This window comes from Streptomyces sp. NPDC110618, from assembly GCF_055657065.1.
Window position 1 is genome coordinate 16,000 of sequence record NZ_JBVKBN010000026.1, and the last position, 14,990, is coordinate 30,989.

At 70.2% G+C, this 14,990-nt stretch carries 16 protein-coding genes and 3 tRNA genes; 10 read left to right on the top strand and 9 right to left on the bottom strand.

The window, feature by feature from the left end; translation table 11 throughout:
- Positions 1–26 precede the first annotated feature (26 nt).
- Complete coding sequence (locus ACZ7L7_RS32360) at positions 27–275, top strand: DUF3073 domain-containing protein (protein WP_285516194.1); 249 nt, start codon at positions 27–29, stop codon at positions 273–275.
- A 75-nt stretch (positions 276–350) separates the two neighbouring features.
- Here ACZ7L7_RS32360 and purM read toward each other — a convergent pair whose 3' ends face one another.
- The 5 genes from purM to ACZ7L7_RS32385 form a co-directional block, all read right to left on the bottom strand.
- The gene (gene purM / locus ACZ7L7_RS32365) at positions 351–1,421 is read right to left on the bottom strand and encodes a phosphoribosylformylglycinamidine cyclo-ligase (RefSeq protein ID WP_472077778.1); all 1,071 of its coding nucleotides are present in this window, start codon (positions 1,419–1,421) and stop codon (positions 351–353) included.
- A gap of 34 nt (positions 1,422–1,455) precedes the next feature.
- Positions 1,456–2,982 (bottom strand): amidophosphoribosyltransferase, encoded by a 1,527-nt coding sequence (gene purF, locus ACZ7L7_RS32370; RefSeq protein ID WP_285516192.1) that lies wholly within the window; start codon positions 2,980–2,982, stop codon positions 1,456–1,458.
- 57 nt (positions 2,983–3,039) lie between these two features.
- The gene (locus tag ACZ7L7_RS32375) at positions 3,040–3,948 is read right to left on the bottom strand and encodes an META domain-containing protein (RefSeq protein ID WP_453606564.1); all 909 of its coding nucleotides are present in this window, start codon (positions 3,946–3,948) and stop codon (positions 3,040–3,042) included.
- Positions 3,949–4,040: 92 nt separating this feature from the next.
- Entirely contained in the window at positions 4,041–4,838 is a 798-nt protein-coding gene (locus ACZ7L7_RS32380) for a maleylpyruvate isomerase family mycothiol-dependent enzyme (RefSeq protein WP_472077779.1), read from the bottom strand.
- Between the two features lie 10 nt (positions 4,839–4,848).
- Positions 4,849–5,682, bottom strand: coding sequence for a M23 family metallopeptidase (locus tag ACZ7L7_RS32385; RefSeq protein ID WP_285516189.1), 834 nt, complete (start codon positions 5,680–5,682; stop codon positions 4,849–4,851).
- 28 nt (positions 5,683–5,710) lie between these two features.
- On the opposite strand from ACZ7L7_RS32385, the gene ACZ7L7_RS32390 reads away from it, so the two are divergent.
- Positions 5,711–5,881 carry a hypothetical protein gene (locus tag ACZ7L7_RS32390; RefSeq protein ID WP_453606558.1) on the top strand — a complete coding sequence of 57 codons (171 nt, stop codon included), beginning with the start codon at positions 5,711–5,713 and terminating at the stop codon, positions 5,879–5,881.
- 55 nt (positions 5,882–5,936) lie between these two features.
- Here the strand turns inward: ACZ7L7_RS32390 and purL are convergent, their stop codons facing one another.
- The 3 genes from purL to purS are packed head-to-tail and all read right to left on the bottom strand — an operon-like array spanning position 5,937 to position 9,132.
- Positions 5,937–8,195, bottom strand: a complete 2,259-nt coding sequence (gene purL, locus ACZ7L7_RS32395) for a phosphoribosylformylglycinamidine synthase subunit PurL (RefSeq protein ID WP_285516188.1) — start codon at positions 8,193–8,195, stop codon at positions 5,937–5,939.
- Positions 8,192–8,872: a phosphoribosylformylglycinamidine synthase subunit PurQ gene (gene purQ, locus ACZ7L7_RS32400; protein ID WP_285516187.1), complete on the bottom strand. Its 681-nt coding sequence runs from the start codon at positions 8,870–8,872 to the stop codon at positions 8,192–8,194. Before purQ ends, purL begins: the two co-directional genes overlap by 4 nt.
- A complete protein-coding gene (purS, locus tag ACZ7L7_RS32405) occupies positions 8,869–9,132 on the bottom strand; it encodes a phosphoribosylformylglycinamidine synthase subunit PurS (RefSeq protein ID WP_015659417.1) in 264 nt (87 codons plus the stop codon). Before purS ends, purQ begins: the two co-directional genes overlap by 4 nt.
- A 279-nt stretch (positions 9,133–9,411) precedes the next feature.
- Between purS and ACZ7L7_RS32410 the strand changes: the two genes are divergently transcribed.
- The 8 genes from ACZ7L7_RS32410 (at position 9,412) to ACZ7L7_RS32445 (ending at position 14,012) form a co-directional block, all read left to right on the top strand.
- Positions 9,412–9,729 carry a histone-like nucleoid-structuring protein Lsr2 gene (locus ACZ7L7_RS32410; protein ID WP_472077780.1) on the top strand — a complete coding sequence of 106 codons (318 nt, stop codon included), beginning with the start codon at positions 9,412–9,414 and terminating at the stop codon, positions 9,727–9,729.
- A 131-nt stretch (positions 9,730–9,860) separates the two neighbouring features.
- Positions 9,861–9,932, top strand: a tRNA-Gly gene (locus ACZ7L7_RS32415).
- An 80-nt stretch (positions 9,933–10,012) separates the two neighbouring features.
- A tRNA-Gly gene (locus ACZ7L7_RS32420) sits at positions 10,013–10,085 on the top strand.
- Positions 10,086–10,222: 137 nt separating this feature from the next.
- Complete coding sequence (locus ACZ7L7_RS32425) at positions 10,223–11,194, top strand: ABC transporter ATP-binding protein (RefSeq protein ID WP_285516186.1); 972 nt, start codon at positions 10,223–10,225, stop codon at positions 11,192–11,194.
- Positions 11,191–11,967 carry an ABC transporter permease gene (locus tag ACZ7L7_RS32430; RefSeq protein ID WP_471432384.1) on the top strand — a complete coding sequence of 259 codons (777 nt, stop codon included), beginning with the start codon at positions 11,191–11,193 and terminating at the stop codon, positions 11,965–11,967. Before ACZ7L7_RS32425 ends, ACZ7L7_RS32430 begins: the two co-directional genes overlap by 4 nt.
- Positions 11,968–11,984: 17 nt before the next feature.
- Entirely contained in the window at positions 11,985–13,190 is a 1,206-nt protein-coding gene (locus ACZ7L7_RS32435) for a sensor histidine kinase (RefSeq protein WP_453606546.1), read from the top strand.
- A 112-nt stretch (positions 13,191–13,302) separates the two neighbouring features.
- Positions 13,303–13,917 (top strand): response regulator transcription factor, encoded by a 615-nt coding sequence (locus tag ACZ7L7_RS32440; protein ID WP_285516183.1) that lies wholly within the window; start codon positions 13,303–13,305, stop codon positions 13,915–13,917.
- Positions 13,918–13,939: 22 nt separating this feature from the next.
- A tRNA-Gly gene (locus ACZ7L7_RS32445) sits at positions 13,940–14,012 on the top strand.
- 41 nt (positions 14,013–14,053) lie between these two features.
- Here ACZ7L7_RS32445 and ACZ7L7_RS32450 read toward each other — a convergent pair.
- Positions 14,054–14,953, bottom strand: coding sequence for a phosphoribosylaminoimidazolesuccinocarboxamide synthase (locus tag ACZ7L7_RS32450; protein WP_285516182.1), 900 nt, complete (start codon positions 14,951–14,953; stop codon positions 14,054–14,056).
- Between the last annotated feature and the right edge of the window lie 37 nt (positions 14,954–14,990).

Consider the following 14,990-nt stretch of genomic DNA (forward strand, 5'->3'; position numbering starts at 1 on the left):
AGCCCCGTCACCGAGGGGGTCGAGCCATGGGGCGCGGCCGGGCCAAGGCCAAGCAGACAAAGGTCGCCCGCCAGCTGAAGTACAACAGCGGCGGGACTGACCTGTCGCGTCTGGCCAGCGAGCTGGGCGCATCGACTTCGAGCCAGCCGCCGAACGGCGAGCCGTTCGAGGACGACGAAGACGACCCGTACGCCCAGTACGCGGATCTGTACAACGACGACGACGATGACGAGGACGAGGAGTCCGGTCCGTCGTCTCAACGCCGCGGCGCTTGACGTCTTAGCTGTGCTCTACCCGGTCCGAGGCGGGTTCCCGCCGCCGGACCGGGTTTTGCGCTGCATTCGCGAACGTCAGGCGGCGTAGTCACCCACCAGTTCCGCGCCCGTGGCGTGGTCGCCCCGGTCGGTGATCTCGCCGGCGACCCATGCCTCGACACCGCGGTCCGCCAGGGTGGTCAGGGCCACGTCCGTGGACTCCTCCGGCACGATCGCGATCATGCCGACGCCCATGTTCAGGGTCTTCTCCAGCTCCAGCCTGTCGATCTGACCGGTCTTGCCGACCAGGTCGAAGACCGGGGCGGGGGTCCAGGTACCGCGGTCGACGACGGCGTGCAGTGCGTCGGGGATCACGCGGGCCAGGTTGGCGGCGAGACCACCACCGGTGACGTGGCTGAAGGCGTGCACCTCGGTGGTCCGGGTCAGTGCCAGGCAGTCCAGCGAGTAGATCTTGGTGGGTTCCAGCAGTTCCTCGCCGAGGGTGCGGCCGAACTCCTCGATCCGCGCGTCCAGGGCGAGCCCGGCCTGGTTCAGCAGCACGTGCCGGACCAGTGAGTACCCGTTCGAGTGAAGACCGGAGGCCGCCATGGCGATCACGGTGTCACCCTTGCGGATACGATCCGCGCCGAGCAGCCGGTCGGCCTCCACCACGCCCGTACCGGCGCCCGCGACGTCGAAGTCGTCCGGACCCAGCAGGCCGGGGTGCTCGGCCGTCTCGCCGCCCACCAGGGCGCAGCCGGCCAGCACACAGCCCTCCGCGATGCCCTTGACGATCGCGGCGACGCGCTCGGGGTGCACCTTGCCGACACAGATGTAGTCGGTCATGAACAGCGGCTCGGCGCCGCACACCACGATGTCGTCCATGACCATCGCCACCAGGTCGTGGCCGATGGTGTCGTAGACGCCCAGCTGGCGCGCGATGTCGACCTTGGTGCCGACGCCGTCGGTGGCGGAGGCCAGCAGCGGGCGCTCGTAGCGCTTGAGGGCGGAGGCGTCGAAGAGGCCGGCGAATCCGCCGAGGCCGCCGAGGACCTCGGGGCGCTGGGTCTTCTTCACCCACTCCTTCATCAGCTCGACGGCGCGGTCTCCCGCCTCGATGTCGACGCCCGCGGCTGCGTAGCTGGCACCAGTGGTCTCTGCAGACATGACCTTGAGAACTTTCGTGTCGTACTACGGGGGCTTACGGGCGACGGATCGCGTCGGCCGCGGCCGTGGCGGCCGGGCCGGCCGCCAGCTCGGTCTCCAGGAGCTGCTTGCCGAGCAGTTCCGGGTCGGGCAGCTCCATCGGGTACTCGCCGTCGAAGCAGGCGCGGCACAGGTTCGGCTTGGCGATGGTGGTCGCCTCGATCATGCCGTCGATGGAGATGTAGGCCAGGGAGTCGGCGCCCAGGGAGGTGCCGATCTCGTCGATGGTCATGCCGTTGGCGATGAGCTCGGCGCGGGTGGCGAAGTCGATGCCGAAGAAGCAGGGCCACTTCACGGGCGGCGAGGAGATCCGGATGTGGACCTCGGCGGCGCCCGCCTCGCGGAGCATGCGGACCAGGGCGCGCTGGGTGTTGCCGCGCACGATGGAGTCGTCGACGACGACCAGGCGCTTGCCCTTGATGACTTCCTTCAGCGGGTTCAGCTTCAGGCGGATACCGAGCTGGCGGATGGTCTGCGAGGGCTGGATGAAGGTCCGGCCGACGTAGGCGTTCTTGACCAGGCCCGCGCCGAAGGGGATGCCGGAGGCCTCCGCGTAACCGATGGCGGCCGGGGTGCCGGACTCCGGGGTCGCTATGACCAGGTCGGCCTCGACCGGGGCCTCCTTCGCCAGGCGGCGGCCCATCTCCACGCGGGAGAGGTACACGTTCCGGCCGGCGATGTCGGTGTCCGGGCGGGCCAGGTACACGTACTCGAAGACACACCCCTTGGGCTTCGCTTCCGCGAATCGGGAGGTGCGCAGGCCGTTCTCGTCGATGGCGATGAACTCGCCCGGCTCGATCTCGCGGACGAAGCTGGCGCCGCAGATGTCCAGGGCGGCGGACTCGGAGGCGACGACCCAGCCGCGCTCCAGACGGCCGAGGACCAGCGGGCGGATGCCCTGCGGGTCGCGGCCGGCGTAGAGGGTGTGCTCGTCCATGAAGACCAGCGAGAAGGCGCCCTTGACCTGGGGAAGCACCCGGTGGGCGGCGTCCTCGATGGTCAGCGGCTTGCCCTCGTCGTCCGTCTGGGCCGCGAGCAGCGCGGTCAGCAGATCGGTGTCGTTGGTCGCCGCCACCCGGGGGCTGCGGCCCTCCTGCTTGGGCAGGTCGGCGACCATCTCGGCGAGCTGGGCGGTGTTGACGAGGTTGCCGTTGTGGCCGAGCGCGATGGAACCGTGCGCGGTGGCGCGGAACGTCGGCTGGGCGTTCTCCCACACGGAGGCACCGGTGGTCGAGTAGCGGGCGTGACCGACCGCGATATGACCCTGGAGCGAACCGAGAGAGGTCTCGTCGAAGACCTGGGACACCAGGCCCATGTCCTTGAAGACGAGGATCTGGGAGCCGTTGCTGACCGCGATTCCCGCGGATTCCTGGCCCCGATGCTGGAGGGCGTAGAGCCCGAAGTACGTGAGCTTTGCGACCTCTTCGCCCGGAGCCCAGACACCGAAGACGCCACACGCGTCCTGGGGGCCTTTCTCGCCGGGGAGCAGATCGTGATTGAGTCGACCGTCACCACGTGGCACGGCTCCGAGTGTAGGCGAGATCGACCACTGGTCCGAATTCGCTGGGAGTGGGCTTTCTTACTCCGCCCGGGCGACCAGGCCGTCCCCGGACTTCGCGGTGAGGGTCAGTTCCTGGTCTTTCTGCTGGTAGGACACCTTGCCGGCGAGGATGTCGATCATCTCCCGCTCGGCCTTCATGACCGGACCCTCGCAGAGCATGCGTGTGGTCGACAGGGGCCCGAACTCGATGGTGCCGTCCTTGACGGCGGCCTTGCCGCGGATGTTGTTGCAGCCGAGGTTGCCGCTGACGGTGCCGTCCTCGGCGAAGGTGAGATGGGCCTTGGCGCCCTTGGGCAGGGAGCGGGCGGTGCCGTCGTCACCCTTGCCGGAGAGCAGGCTCTCCACGGTCCACTTGGTGCCCTTCAGGGCGGGCTTGTCCTTGTCCTTCACGGTGTTCTCCACCAAGGTGATCGAATCGCCGTCGTTCCTGGTCAGGGTGAGGGTCCTGACGCCGTCGCGCTCCTTGACGGCGGCCTTCAGGGTGCCTTCGAAGAGAGCGACGAACTGGTTCTCGAACTCCTGGACCGGGCCCTGGCAGGCCATCTGCGTCATGGCGAGGTCGCCGACCTTCACGGTGTCGCCGTCGATCTCGACATCGGCGCCGATGTGGTTGCAGCCGACCGTGCCCCCGGACTGCCCGCCGCCCTCGTCGGGCTTGGCCGTACCGGGTTTGAACGTGATGTACGCCTCATCGACCGGGAACTTCGTGTCCTCGGTCGGCAGCGTGTACTCCTTGCCGTCGACAGTCACCTTCCGTGGCACCCAGCGGGTGTCCGCGATGACGTCGCCGGCCTTGGAGGTCTTCTCGCCGTCGGAGACCGAGCCGCTGCCGGCGCCGCCCTTGCCGGAGTCGGTGCCGCAGGCGGCCAGGACGGCGGTGCCGGCCAGGGCCGCGGCGGCGTACTTCACGCGTGTTGTCCGCTTCATGTCTCTTCGACGTACGAGGCACGTGTTGGGTTCGGGGTCGTTATCAGTCCGTTGTGTCGCGCTCCGTCCCGTGGGTCCGGGAAGGCTCCGGATCAGCTCATCAGGGGCAGCAGCCCGCCGAGGTCGGCGCGCTCGCCGCCGGCGCTGACCTTCGCCTCGCCGAGCGCCTCCGTCCAGCCCAGGCGCCCGGTCGCCAGCCGCAGCCAGGTCAGCGGATCGGTCTCGACGACATTGGGCGGGGTGCCCCGGGTGTGCCGGGGACCCTCCACGCACTGCACGACGGCGTACGGCGGGATCCGCACCTCCGTCGAGCCGCCGGGCGCCTTCACCGCGAGGGCGTCGGCGAGCAGCCGGGTGGTGGCGGCGAGCGCCTGCCGGTCGTACGGCACGTCCAGGCCCGGCACCGCGGCGTTCAGGTCGTCGGTGTGGACGACGAGTTCCACGGCGCGGGTGACGAGGTAGTCGGCGAGCGGCAGGGCCCCGGCGTTGGTGTCGAGCAGCCGGGTGCCCGGGTGGGTGTCCAGCTGCTGTGCGAGGGCGCGGGCGCTGTCGGCGAGGTAGGCGCCGAGGTCGGGGTGGTCCCGGACGAGCGTCCGCGTGAACTCGTCGATCGCCGAAGAGCTCGCGGAGGTGGCGAACGGCCACTCCACCAGTACGGCGTCCTGCTTCGGCGGCTCCGGCAGGTCCAGGGAGCGTCCGATGCCCGTCAGCGCCATCCCGATGTGCGCGACCAGCTCCCGTACCGTCCACGCGCCGAGCCGGGTGGGCAGCGCGAACTGCTCGGGCGTCAGCCGCCGCACGGCGTCCTGGACGTGCCCGAGCTGGGCGAACACGGCGGTGCGGGTCTTGGCGGGGTCGTAGGCGCGGGCGCGCTTCTTGGCGGGTGGCATGGCCTCAACCCTAGGCAGAGTGCGCGGCGGGCGCGGGGGCTTCGAAGACCTCGCCGTTGGCCGGGACGCCTATGCCCCGCCAGCGGAAGGGGATGCCTTGGGCGGTGACCGGGTCGGGGCCGTCCATCAGCTGGAAGTGGACGTGCGGCTCACTGGAGTTGCCCGAGTTCCCGCACCGGGCGACCACCTGGCCGGCGCGCACCTTCTCGCCCTCCGCCACGGTCAGCGAGCCGCGCTTGAGGTGGGCGTAGAGGGCGTGGGTGCCGTCACCCAGGTCGAGGACGAGGTGGTTGCCGACGATGCGCCTGACGCCCGCGATCTCCCGCACCGTGGCCTCGGCCAGCATCAGGTACAGCAGGCCCGGCAGCGAGGAACGGCTGAGATGGTCGCGCTGGCGGTCGTCGGCCCGTACGACGGTGCCGTCCGCCACGGCCAGTAGCGGGGCGCCGTAGGCCGGGTAGGCGGTGCTGCGCCGGGCGAGGGGCCACAGGGCGCGGAAGCCGGGGCGGCGGCCCGGTTCGGGCTCGGCGACGACGTCGATGGCGTAGGTCTGGCCGTAGGCGTGCGTGCCGTGGCTCGGGGTGCGGTCGGCCGGGCTGTTCAGCGCCGACCAGCGGCCGGTGACGGGCGGCTCGACCTCGACGGGCTCGCGCTGCTCCGGGTGCCCTTCCGGGGTGCGCGGGCGCCGGTTGGCGGCAGCGACGAGGGCGAAGGTCGGCACGAGGAGGAGGAAGTTCCACCAGTGCGGATAGCCGAGGTCGACCCAGACGTCGGCGATCACCAGCCCGAAGAAGGCGGCCAGCAGAAGTCGGTAGCCGAGCATGGCGAGTTTGCGTGCGGACATGGTTCCCCCAGTGCCAGGTCACTCGTACGTGTGTCGTACCAGGAACATCATCCGGGAGCGCCGGGGGCACAGCGGGCCGGACCGGCAGATCGGTGGCTACCGGAACGCCCGGACCGCGAAGTTCGGCGAGAAGGTGGTCCTCCCCGAGCCGATGGGCATCGAACTCGACACCGAGGTCCTCAAGAACTACGTGCGCTGAACGCGGAAGGTCCCGTCCGTTCGACCGGACGGGACCTTCGTCGCCTTGCCGCCGACTATGCCAGCAGCGCCGGAATCGTCGACTCGTGCAGCTCGCGGAGTTCGGTCAGGGAGATCGCGAACTCGCCCTGGACGTCCACCGTGTCGCCGTCGACGACGCCGATGCGGGTGACCGGGAGGCCCCGGGCGCCGCACATGTCGTTGAAGCGGACCTCCTCCGAGCGGGGCACGGCGACGACCGCGCGGCCCGCCGACTCCGAGAAGAGGAAGGTGAAGGCGTCCAGGCCGTCCGGGACGACCAGACGCGCGCCCTTGCCGCCGAGCAGCGCCGACTCCACGACCGCCTGGATGAGGCCGCCGTCGGACAGGTCGTGCGCCGAGTCGATCATGCCGTCGCGGGAGGCGGAGATCAGGATCTCGGCGAGCAGCCGCTCGCGCTCCAGGTCGACCTTCGGGGGCAGGCCGCCGAGGTGGTCGTGGATCACCTGGGACCAGGCCGAGCCGCCGAACTCCTCGCGCGTGTCGCCGAGCAGGTAGAGGAGCTGGCCCTCTTCCTGGAAGGCGACCGGGGTGCGGCGGGCGACGTCGTCGATGACGCCGAGGACCGCCACGACCGGGGTCGGGTGGATGGCGGCCTCGCCGGTCTGGTTGTACAGGGAGACGTTGCCGCCGGTCACCGGGGTGCCGAGCTGCTGGCAGCCGTCCGCCAGACCGCGTACGGCCTCCGCGAACTGCCACATGACCGCCGGGTCCTCGGGCGAGCCGAAGTTCAGGCAGTCGGAGACGGCCAGGGGCTTGGCGCCCGTGGTCGCCACGTTCCGGTACGCCTCCGCCAGCGCCAGCTGCGCGCCCGTGTACGGGTCGAGCTTGGCGTAGCGGCCGTTGCCGTCGGTGGCGATGGCGACGCCGAGGCCGGACTCCTCGTCGACGCGGATCATGCCGGAGTCCTCCGGCTGCGCCAGCACGGTGTTGCCCTGCACGAAGTGGTCGTACTGCGAGGTGATCCACTTCTTGGACGCCTGGTTCGGGGAGCCGACCAGCTTCAGGACCTGGTCCTTCAGCTCCTCGCTCGTCTGCGGGCGGGGCAGCTTGCCCGCGTCGTCGGCCTGCAGCTCGTCCTGCCAGGAGGGGCGGGCGTAGGGGCGCTCGTAGACCGGGCCGTCGTGGGCGACGGTGCGCGGGTCGACGTCGACGATCTTGCCGCCGTGCCAGAAGATCTCCAGGCGGTCGCCGTCGGTCACCTCACCGATGACGGTGGCGATGACGTCCCACTTGTCGCAGATCTCCAGGAAGCGGTCGACCTTGTCGGGCTCGACGACCGCGCACATGCGCTCCTGCGACTCGCTCATGAGGATTTCCTCGGGCGAGAGCGTGGAGTCGCGCAGCGGGACGTCGTCCAGGGTGACGCGCATGCCGCCGGAGCCGTTCGACGCCAGCTCGCTCGTGGCGCAGGACAGGCCCGCCGCACCGAGGTCCTGGATGCCGACGACCAGCTTCTCCTGGAACGCCTCCAGGGTGCACTCGATGAGGAGCTTCTCCTGGAAGGGGTCGCCGACCTGCACGGCCGGGCGCTTCGACGGCTTGGCGTCGTCGAAGGTCTCGCTCGCCAGGATCGACGCGCCGCCGATGCCGTCGCCGCCGGTCCGGGCCCCGTAGAGGATGACCTTGTTGCCCGCGCCGGAGGCCTTGGCGAGGTGGATGTCCTCGTGTCGCATCACGCCGATGGCACCGGCGTTGACCAGCGGGTTGCCCTGGTAGCAGGCGTCGAAGACGACCTCGCCGCCGATGTTGGGCAGGCCCAGGCAGTTGCCGTAGCCGCCGATGCCGGCGACCACGCCGGGCAGGACGCGCTTGGTGTCGGGGTGGTCGGCGGCGCCGAAGCGCAGCGGGTCCACGACCGCGACCGGGCGGGCGCCCATCGCGATGATGTCGCGGACGATGCCGCCGACGCCGGTGGCCGCGCCCTGGTAGGGCTCGACGTAGGAGGGGTGGTTGTGCGACTCCACCTTGAAGGTGACCGCGTAGCCCTGGCCGACGTCGACGACACCGGCGTTCTCGCCGATGCCGACGAGGAGGGCGTCGGACTGCGGGGCCTTCTCGCCGAACTGGCGGAGGTGCACCTTGGAGGACTTGTACGAGCAGTGCTCGGACCACATGACGGAGTACATGGCCAGCTCCGCGCCGGTGGGGCGGCGGCCGAGGATCTCCACGATCCGCTCGTACTCGTCCTTCTTCAGGCCGAGTTCGGCCCAGGGCAGCTCGACGTCGGGGGTCGCGGCCGCGTGCTCGACCGTGTCCAGAGGCGTCCGGCTCATGCGTTGACCAGCTTCTTGAGGATCGAGGTGAAGAACGGCAGCCCGTCGGTACGGCCCGTACCGATCAGCGGCTCCACGGCGTGCTCGGGGTGCGGCATCAGGCCGACGACATTGCCCGCCTCGTTGGTGATGCCGGCGATGTCGTTGAGCGAGCCGTTGGGGTTGAAGTCGAGGTACCGGAAGGCGACACGGCCCTCGGCCTCCAGCTTGTCCAGCGTGTACTGGTCGGCCACATAGCGGCCGTCCATGTTCTTGAGCGGGATGTGGATCTCCTGCCCGCTCTCGTAGTCGCTGGTCCAGGCGGTCCCGGCGTTCTCCACCCGCAGCTTCTGGTCGCGGCAGATGAAGTGCAGGTGGTTGTTGCCGAGCATGCCGCCGGGCAGCAGGTGGGCCTCGGTGAGGATCTGGAAGCCGTTGCAGATGCCGAGGACCGGCAGTCCGGCCTTCGCCTGCTCGATGACGGTCTCCATCACGGGCGAGAAGCGGGAGATGGCGCCGGCCCGCAGATAGTCGCCGTAGGAGAAGCCGCCGGGGAGGACGACCGCGTCGACCTGGTGGAGGTTCTTGTCCTTGTGCCAGAGGGCGACCGGTTCGGCGCCCGCGAGGCGGATCGCGCGCTGGGTGTCCCGGTCGTCGAGGCTGCCGGGGAAAGTGACGACGCCAATACGAGCGGTCACTTCGCGGCCTCCGCGACTTCCTCCACCTTGACGGTGAAGTCCTCGATCACGGTGTTGGCGAGGAAGGATTCCGCAAGATCGTGGATGCGGGCGAGCGCGGCCTCGTCGACCGGTCCGTCAACTTCCAGTTCGAATCGCTTTCCCTGACGTACGTCGGAGATGCCTTCGAAACCCAGTCGCGGCAGTGCGCGCTGCACCGCCTGGCCCTGGGGGTCGAGGATCTCCGGCTTGAGCATGACGTCGACTACGACGCGTGCCACGTGCACTCCCGGTGGTGTGGTGCTGAGCAGGTTCCTGCAAGGTGGTTTCAGACTACCCGCACAAAATTTCTACGCGCGTCGACTTGTAGGAAACTACGTGACGGCAGTCACGAACAGGCGATCAGAAGGGCCCCGTGCAAAAGTTCTGAGAAAGATCCTGGATCGTCACCCGAAACCTATTGCGCTGAGACACGCAACGAGATTTAGTCAGGCTTCCCAATGCATTGTCGGGCACTGTACAAATGAATTGTCAGCGGTGCCGTACGAAGGGACGAATTCGTGGCGCAGAAGGTCGTGGTCACCCTCTTTGACGACATCGACGGCTCGGAAGCGGCGGAAACGATCGCCTTCGGACTCGACGGCAAGTCGTACGAGATCGACCTGAATGAAGCGAATGCCGAGAAACTGCGTAAGGCGCTTGAGCCCTACGTGGAGGCCGGCCGCAAGCGGTCCCGCTCGGGCAAGGCCTACCGGCAGACCGAGGTAGCCCCGGACCCGGCCGCGGTACGGGCCTGGGCGCAGGCCAACAAGATAGACGTGCCGGCGCGCGGCCGGATCCCCAAGAAGGTCTACGAGGCCTTCGCCGCCGCGCGGTGAGGCGGTCGGTCCCCGTCCTCGGGGCCGTCAGCGGTCCCTGAGGACAACCGACTTGCGCTGCACCCCTCCCGATCAGCTAAAGTCTGGAGCACGCCGAGGGCGGGGCCGCAAAGCCCGGCTCACGGAGGCGTGCGGGTGTAGTTCAGTAGTAGAACATCCCCCTTCCAGGGGGAAGGCGCAGTGTGCAATTCCTGTCACCCGCTCTGCACCGCCGTACCGAGCATCCCTGTGGATCAGGTAGGCTGGTGCTCGCGCCGATCGGTGAGAGCCGGTCGGAGGCAATGCGGACGTAGCTCAGTTGGTAGAGCGCAACCTTGCCAAGGTTGAGGTCGCGAGTTCGAGCCTCGTCGTCCGCTCGGGAATGAGACCCCGGTCCACTGGACCGGGGTCTTTTCGTGTTTCCCACTCCAGCTGACTTCCCTCTGACATTTGTCATGTCCGGTGATGACAGCGCGCACTGCCGAGCCGCCCGGAAGGCCGGGAGGCTGAAGTCATGGACAGGAACGAACACGAACACGTGATTGAGGTCACCGACCTGCGGCGTGTGTACGGGGGCGGGTTCGAGGCGGTACGCGGAATCACCTTCTCGGTGGCCCGCGGCGAGGTCTTCGCACTGCTCGGCACCAATGGCGCGGGCAAGACCTCCACCGTCGAGCTGCTGGAAGGGCTCGCCCGGCCGGCCTCGGGCCGGGTGCGGGTGCTCGGGCACGACCCCTGCGCCGAACGCGACGCCGTACGGCCGCGCACCGGGGTCATGCTCCAGGAGGGCGGCTTCCCGTCCGAACTGACCGTCGCGGAGACCGCGCGGATGTGGGCCGGGTGCGTGAGCGGGGCCCGGCCGCCGACCGAGGTGCTGGAGCGGGTCGGACTCGCCGGGAAGACCGGCGTACGGGTCAAGCAGCTCTCCGGGGGTGAGCGGCGCCGCCTGGACCTGGCGCTCGCGCTGCTCGGCGACCCCGAGGTGCTGTTCCTGGACGAGCCGACGACCGGGCTCGACGCCGAGGGCCGCCGGGACACCTGGGAACTGGTGCGCGGACTGCGTGACGCGGGCACGACCGTGCTGCTGACCACGCACTACCTGGAGGAGGCCGAGGGCCTCGCCGACCGGCTGGCCATCCTGCACGACGGACGCATCGCCGCCGCCGGGACCCCGGCCGAGGTGACCGCGGCCCAGCCCTCGCGGATCACCTTCGAACTGCCCGAGGGCTACTTCCTCGGCGACCTGCCGCCCCTCGGCGAACTGGGCATCTCCGGGCACGGGACGGACGGCCGTGTCGTACGGCTGCGCACCCGGCAGCTCCAGAAGGCGGCCACCCGGCTGCTGGTGTGGGCCGAGGACGCGGGTGTGGAACTGCGCGGGCTGGATGTGCGGTCGGCCTCGCTGGAGGAGGCGTTCCTGGGGATCGCGCGGGAGGCGTCCGCGGCTGGCAAGAAGTCCACCGAGCAGCAGGAGTTCGCCGCATGAGCAGCACCGTCACCACCCCGGCGAGCCGGATGGCGGCGCTGGCGCGGGCCGAGCTGACCCTGTTCGGGCGGAACCGGGGAGCCCTCGTCGCCGCCCTGTTCGTACCGCTCGTCCTTCCCTTCAGCGTGTACTCGATGACCCAGGACATGGACCTGGACGAGATGGGGCTCACCCCGGGCGCCGTCATCCTGCCCGCCGCCGTCGGGTTCGCGCTGCTGTTCGCGGTGTACACGGCACTCGTCGCCGTCTTCACCTCGCGGCGCGAGGAACTCGTGCTCAAGCGGCTGCGCACCGGAGAACTGCGGGACCCCGAGATCCTCGCCGGGTCCGCGCTGCCCGCCGTCGCCACCGGCCTCGGCCAGTCCCTGCTGCTGGTGACCGGCTGCGCGGTCCTGCTCGACATGCCCGCGCCGCGCGCCCCGCACCTGGCCGTCCTGGGGCTGCTGCTGGGCCTGGCGATGTGCGCCGCGCTCGCCGCGCTCACCTCCGCCTTCACCCGTACCACCGAGACCGCCCAGGTCACCACGCTGCCCCTGGTGCTGGTGTCGATGCTCGGCTCCGGAATGACCTTCCCGCTGGAGGTCCTGCCCGACACGGCGGCCACGGTCTGCGAACTGCTGCCGCTCACCCCGGTGATGACCCTCGTGCGGGGCGGCTGGACGGGTGAGCTGTCGGTGTACGAGGCCACGGGCGCCCTGGTCACCGCGCTGGCCTGGACGGCGGTCGGCGTGTTTGCTGTACGGCGGTGGTTCCGGTGGGAACCCCGGCGTTGAGGTGAGGGGAACGGCGCATGCGCGGGCCGGGCAGTTGGTGGCGGGGCAAGAGCACCCCGGCGAAGGTGGAGACGTACACCCGGGGGTCGTTCCACTTCTTCGTGGTGACCGAGATCGCCGTGGCCGGGTTGCCGACCCTCGCCGAGATCGGGGGCGCGCTCGGCGTGACGCTGCTGCTCCTGGTCTGCGCCCACGCGGCGGTCTGCGCGCTCACCGTCTCCCGCTCGGTGGACTGGGTGCGCGGCCGGCGCGAGCAGCCCGTACGGCTCCTCGTCACGCTCGGCGCGCTCACCGCGGCGGTCTGCGCCACGGCGCTGGCCGTCTCCGAGTACGGGCCGGGGGGCGAGTCGGTCGACTCCGCGGCGGGCAGTGTCTTCGGCGTCGTCATGATCTTCGGGGTGGGCAACATCGCGCTCGGGCTGCGTGAACGGCGGCATGTGTACGCCGTCGTCACGGGCTTCGCCGCGGGTACGGCTCTCCTCCTGCTCGCGACGGGCGAGAGCGTCCTGATGGCGCTGGTCGTCGGGTTGATCGTGCTGGGCGGCAGCGGTTTCCTCGCCTTCACGGCCGTCTTCTCCGTCTGGCTGCTGAGGGCCGTCTACGAACTCGACGAGGCCCGTGAGACCCGCGCCCGGCTCGCCGTCGCCGAGGAACGCCTGCGGTTCGGGCGGGACCTGCACGACGTGCTGGGCCGCAACCTCGCGGTCATCGCGCTCAAGAGCGAGCTGGCCGTCCAGCTCGCCCGGCGCGGGCGCCCCGAGGCCGAGGAGCAGATGATCGAGGTCCAGCGCATCGCCCAGGAGTCCCAGCGCGAGGTCCGCGAGGTCGTCCGCGGCTACCGCGAGGCCGACCTCGGCGCCGAACTCGCCGGTGCGCAGGGCGTACTGGCGGCCGCCGGTATCTCCTGCGAGGTCAGCGGCCCCGTCGCCGGTCTCCCCGACGAGGTCCAGTCGGCCCTCGGCTGGGTCGTCCGCGAGGCCACCACCAACGTGCTGCGCCACGGCAACGCCGAGCGCTGCACGGTGACGGTGCGGCAGCGGGCGGGCCGCGTGATCCTCACGGTGGAGAACGACGGCGTGAGCGACGTCCCGGCGGACTCCGGCGGCTCCGGGCTCGCGGGCCTGCGCGAACGCCTCGCCGCCGTGGCGGGGACGCTGGAGGCGGGGGCCGAGGAAGGGGTGTTCCGGGTGGTGGCGGAGGTGCCGGTGGCGGTGGCGGTGTGATGAGCGGGGTACGGGGGCGGGTCGCGGCGCGAGCCGGGCGAAGGGCGCCCCGGGGCGTGGCGGAAGTGTCGGTGACGGGGGTGGTCGTGTGACGAACGACAGTGGTGGGGCCGTGAGTGAGCGCGTGCGGGTACTGCTCGCCGATGACGAGCATCTGATCCGGGGGGCGCTGGCCGCCCTGCTGTCCCTGGAGGACGATCTCGTGGTCGTCGCCGAGGCGGCTTCCGGGCCGGAGGCGCTGGCGATGGCCCGGGCGCATCGGCCCGATGTGGCCGTACTGGATCTGCAGATGCCCGGGGCGGACGGTGTGAAGGTCGCCACATCCCTGCGCGCCGAACTGCCGGACTGCCAGGTCATGATCGTGACCGGGCACGGCCGCCCCGGACACCTGAAGCGGGCGCTTGCGGCCGGTGTGCGCGGGTTCGTCCCGAAGACCGTCAGCGCCCAGCGGCTCGCCGAGATCATCCGTACCGTCCACGCCGGAAACCGTTACGTGGACCCGGAGTTGGCCGCCGACGCGATCGCCGCCGGGGACTCCCCGCTGACCGCGCGGGAGGCCGAGGTACTGGAACTGGCCGCCGACGGAGCCCCCGTGGCGGAGATCGCGGAGCGCGCCGCGCTGTCCCAGGGAACCGTGCGGAACTACCTCTCCTCCGCCGTCTCCAAACTCGGCGCCGACAACCGTCACGCCGCAGTGCGTCTCGCACGCGAACGAGGTTGGGTATAGTGGGTCCCGCGCCACGGCGCTTGCGAACGTAGCTCAGTTGGTAGAGCGCAACCTTGCCAAGGTTGAGGTCGCGAGTTCGAACCTCGTCGTTCGCTCAGAGAAGGAAGCCCCCGGTTCTCACCGGGGGCTTCTTCCGTTACGCCCAACGCGTGCCGGTCAGACGCTCGTACGCCTCGATGTACTTGGCGCGGGTGGCGTCCACCACGTCCTGCGGCAGCGCCGGCGGCGGCTGCTCGCTCCTGCGGTCCCAGCCGGACTCCGCCGAGGTCAGCCAGTCGCGTACGAACTGCTTGTCGAACGAGGGCTGTGCGCGGCCCGGCTCCCACTGGTCCACCGGCCAGAAGCGGGAGGAGTCCGGGGTGAGCACCTCGTCGGCGATGACCAGGGTGTTTCCGTCGAAGCCGAACTCGAACTTGGTGTCGGCGAGGATGATGCCGCGCTCGCGCGCGATGTCCCGGGCGCGCCCGTACACGGCGAGGGTCGCCTGCCGCAGCTGCGCGGCGGTCTCGGCGCCGACCTGGCGGACGACCTCCTCGTAGGAGACGTTCTCGTCGTGCTCGCCGACCTCGGCCTTGGTGGCCGGGGTGAAAATCGGGGCGGGCAGTTCGCTGCCGTCGACCAGGCCCTCGGGCAGGGCGAGGCCGCAGACGGTGCGGGAGTCGTTGTACTCCAGCAGGCCCGAGCCGGTGAGGTAGCCGCGGGCCACGCACTCCACCGGGACCATCCGCAGCGACTTGCACACCAGGGTGCGGCCCGCCCAGTCGGCGGGGGCGCCCTCGGGGAGCTCGGTGCTCAGGACGTGGTTGGGGACCAGGTCGACGAGCTGCTCGAACCACCACAGGGACAGCTGGGTCAGCACGCGGCCCTTGTCGGGGATCTCGGTCGGGAGCACCCAGTCGTACGCCGAGATGCGGTCGCTGGCGACCATCACGAGGTCGCCCGCCTCGTTCTGGTACAGCTCGCGCACCTTTCCGGTGTGCAAGTGCACCAGGCCCGGAACCTGAATCGGCTCGGGCTTTTCTACGAATCCGGACACGGTTCCTCCCCGTGGTTCTGTCCAACGGGTTGATTGT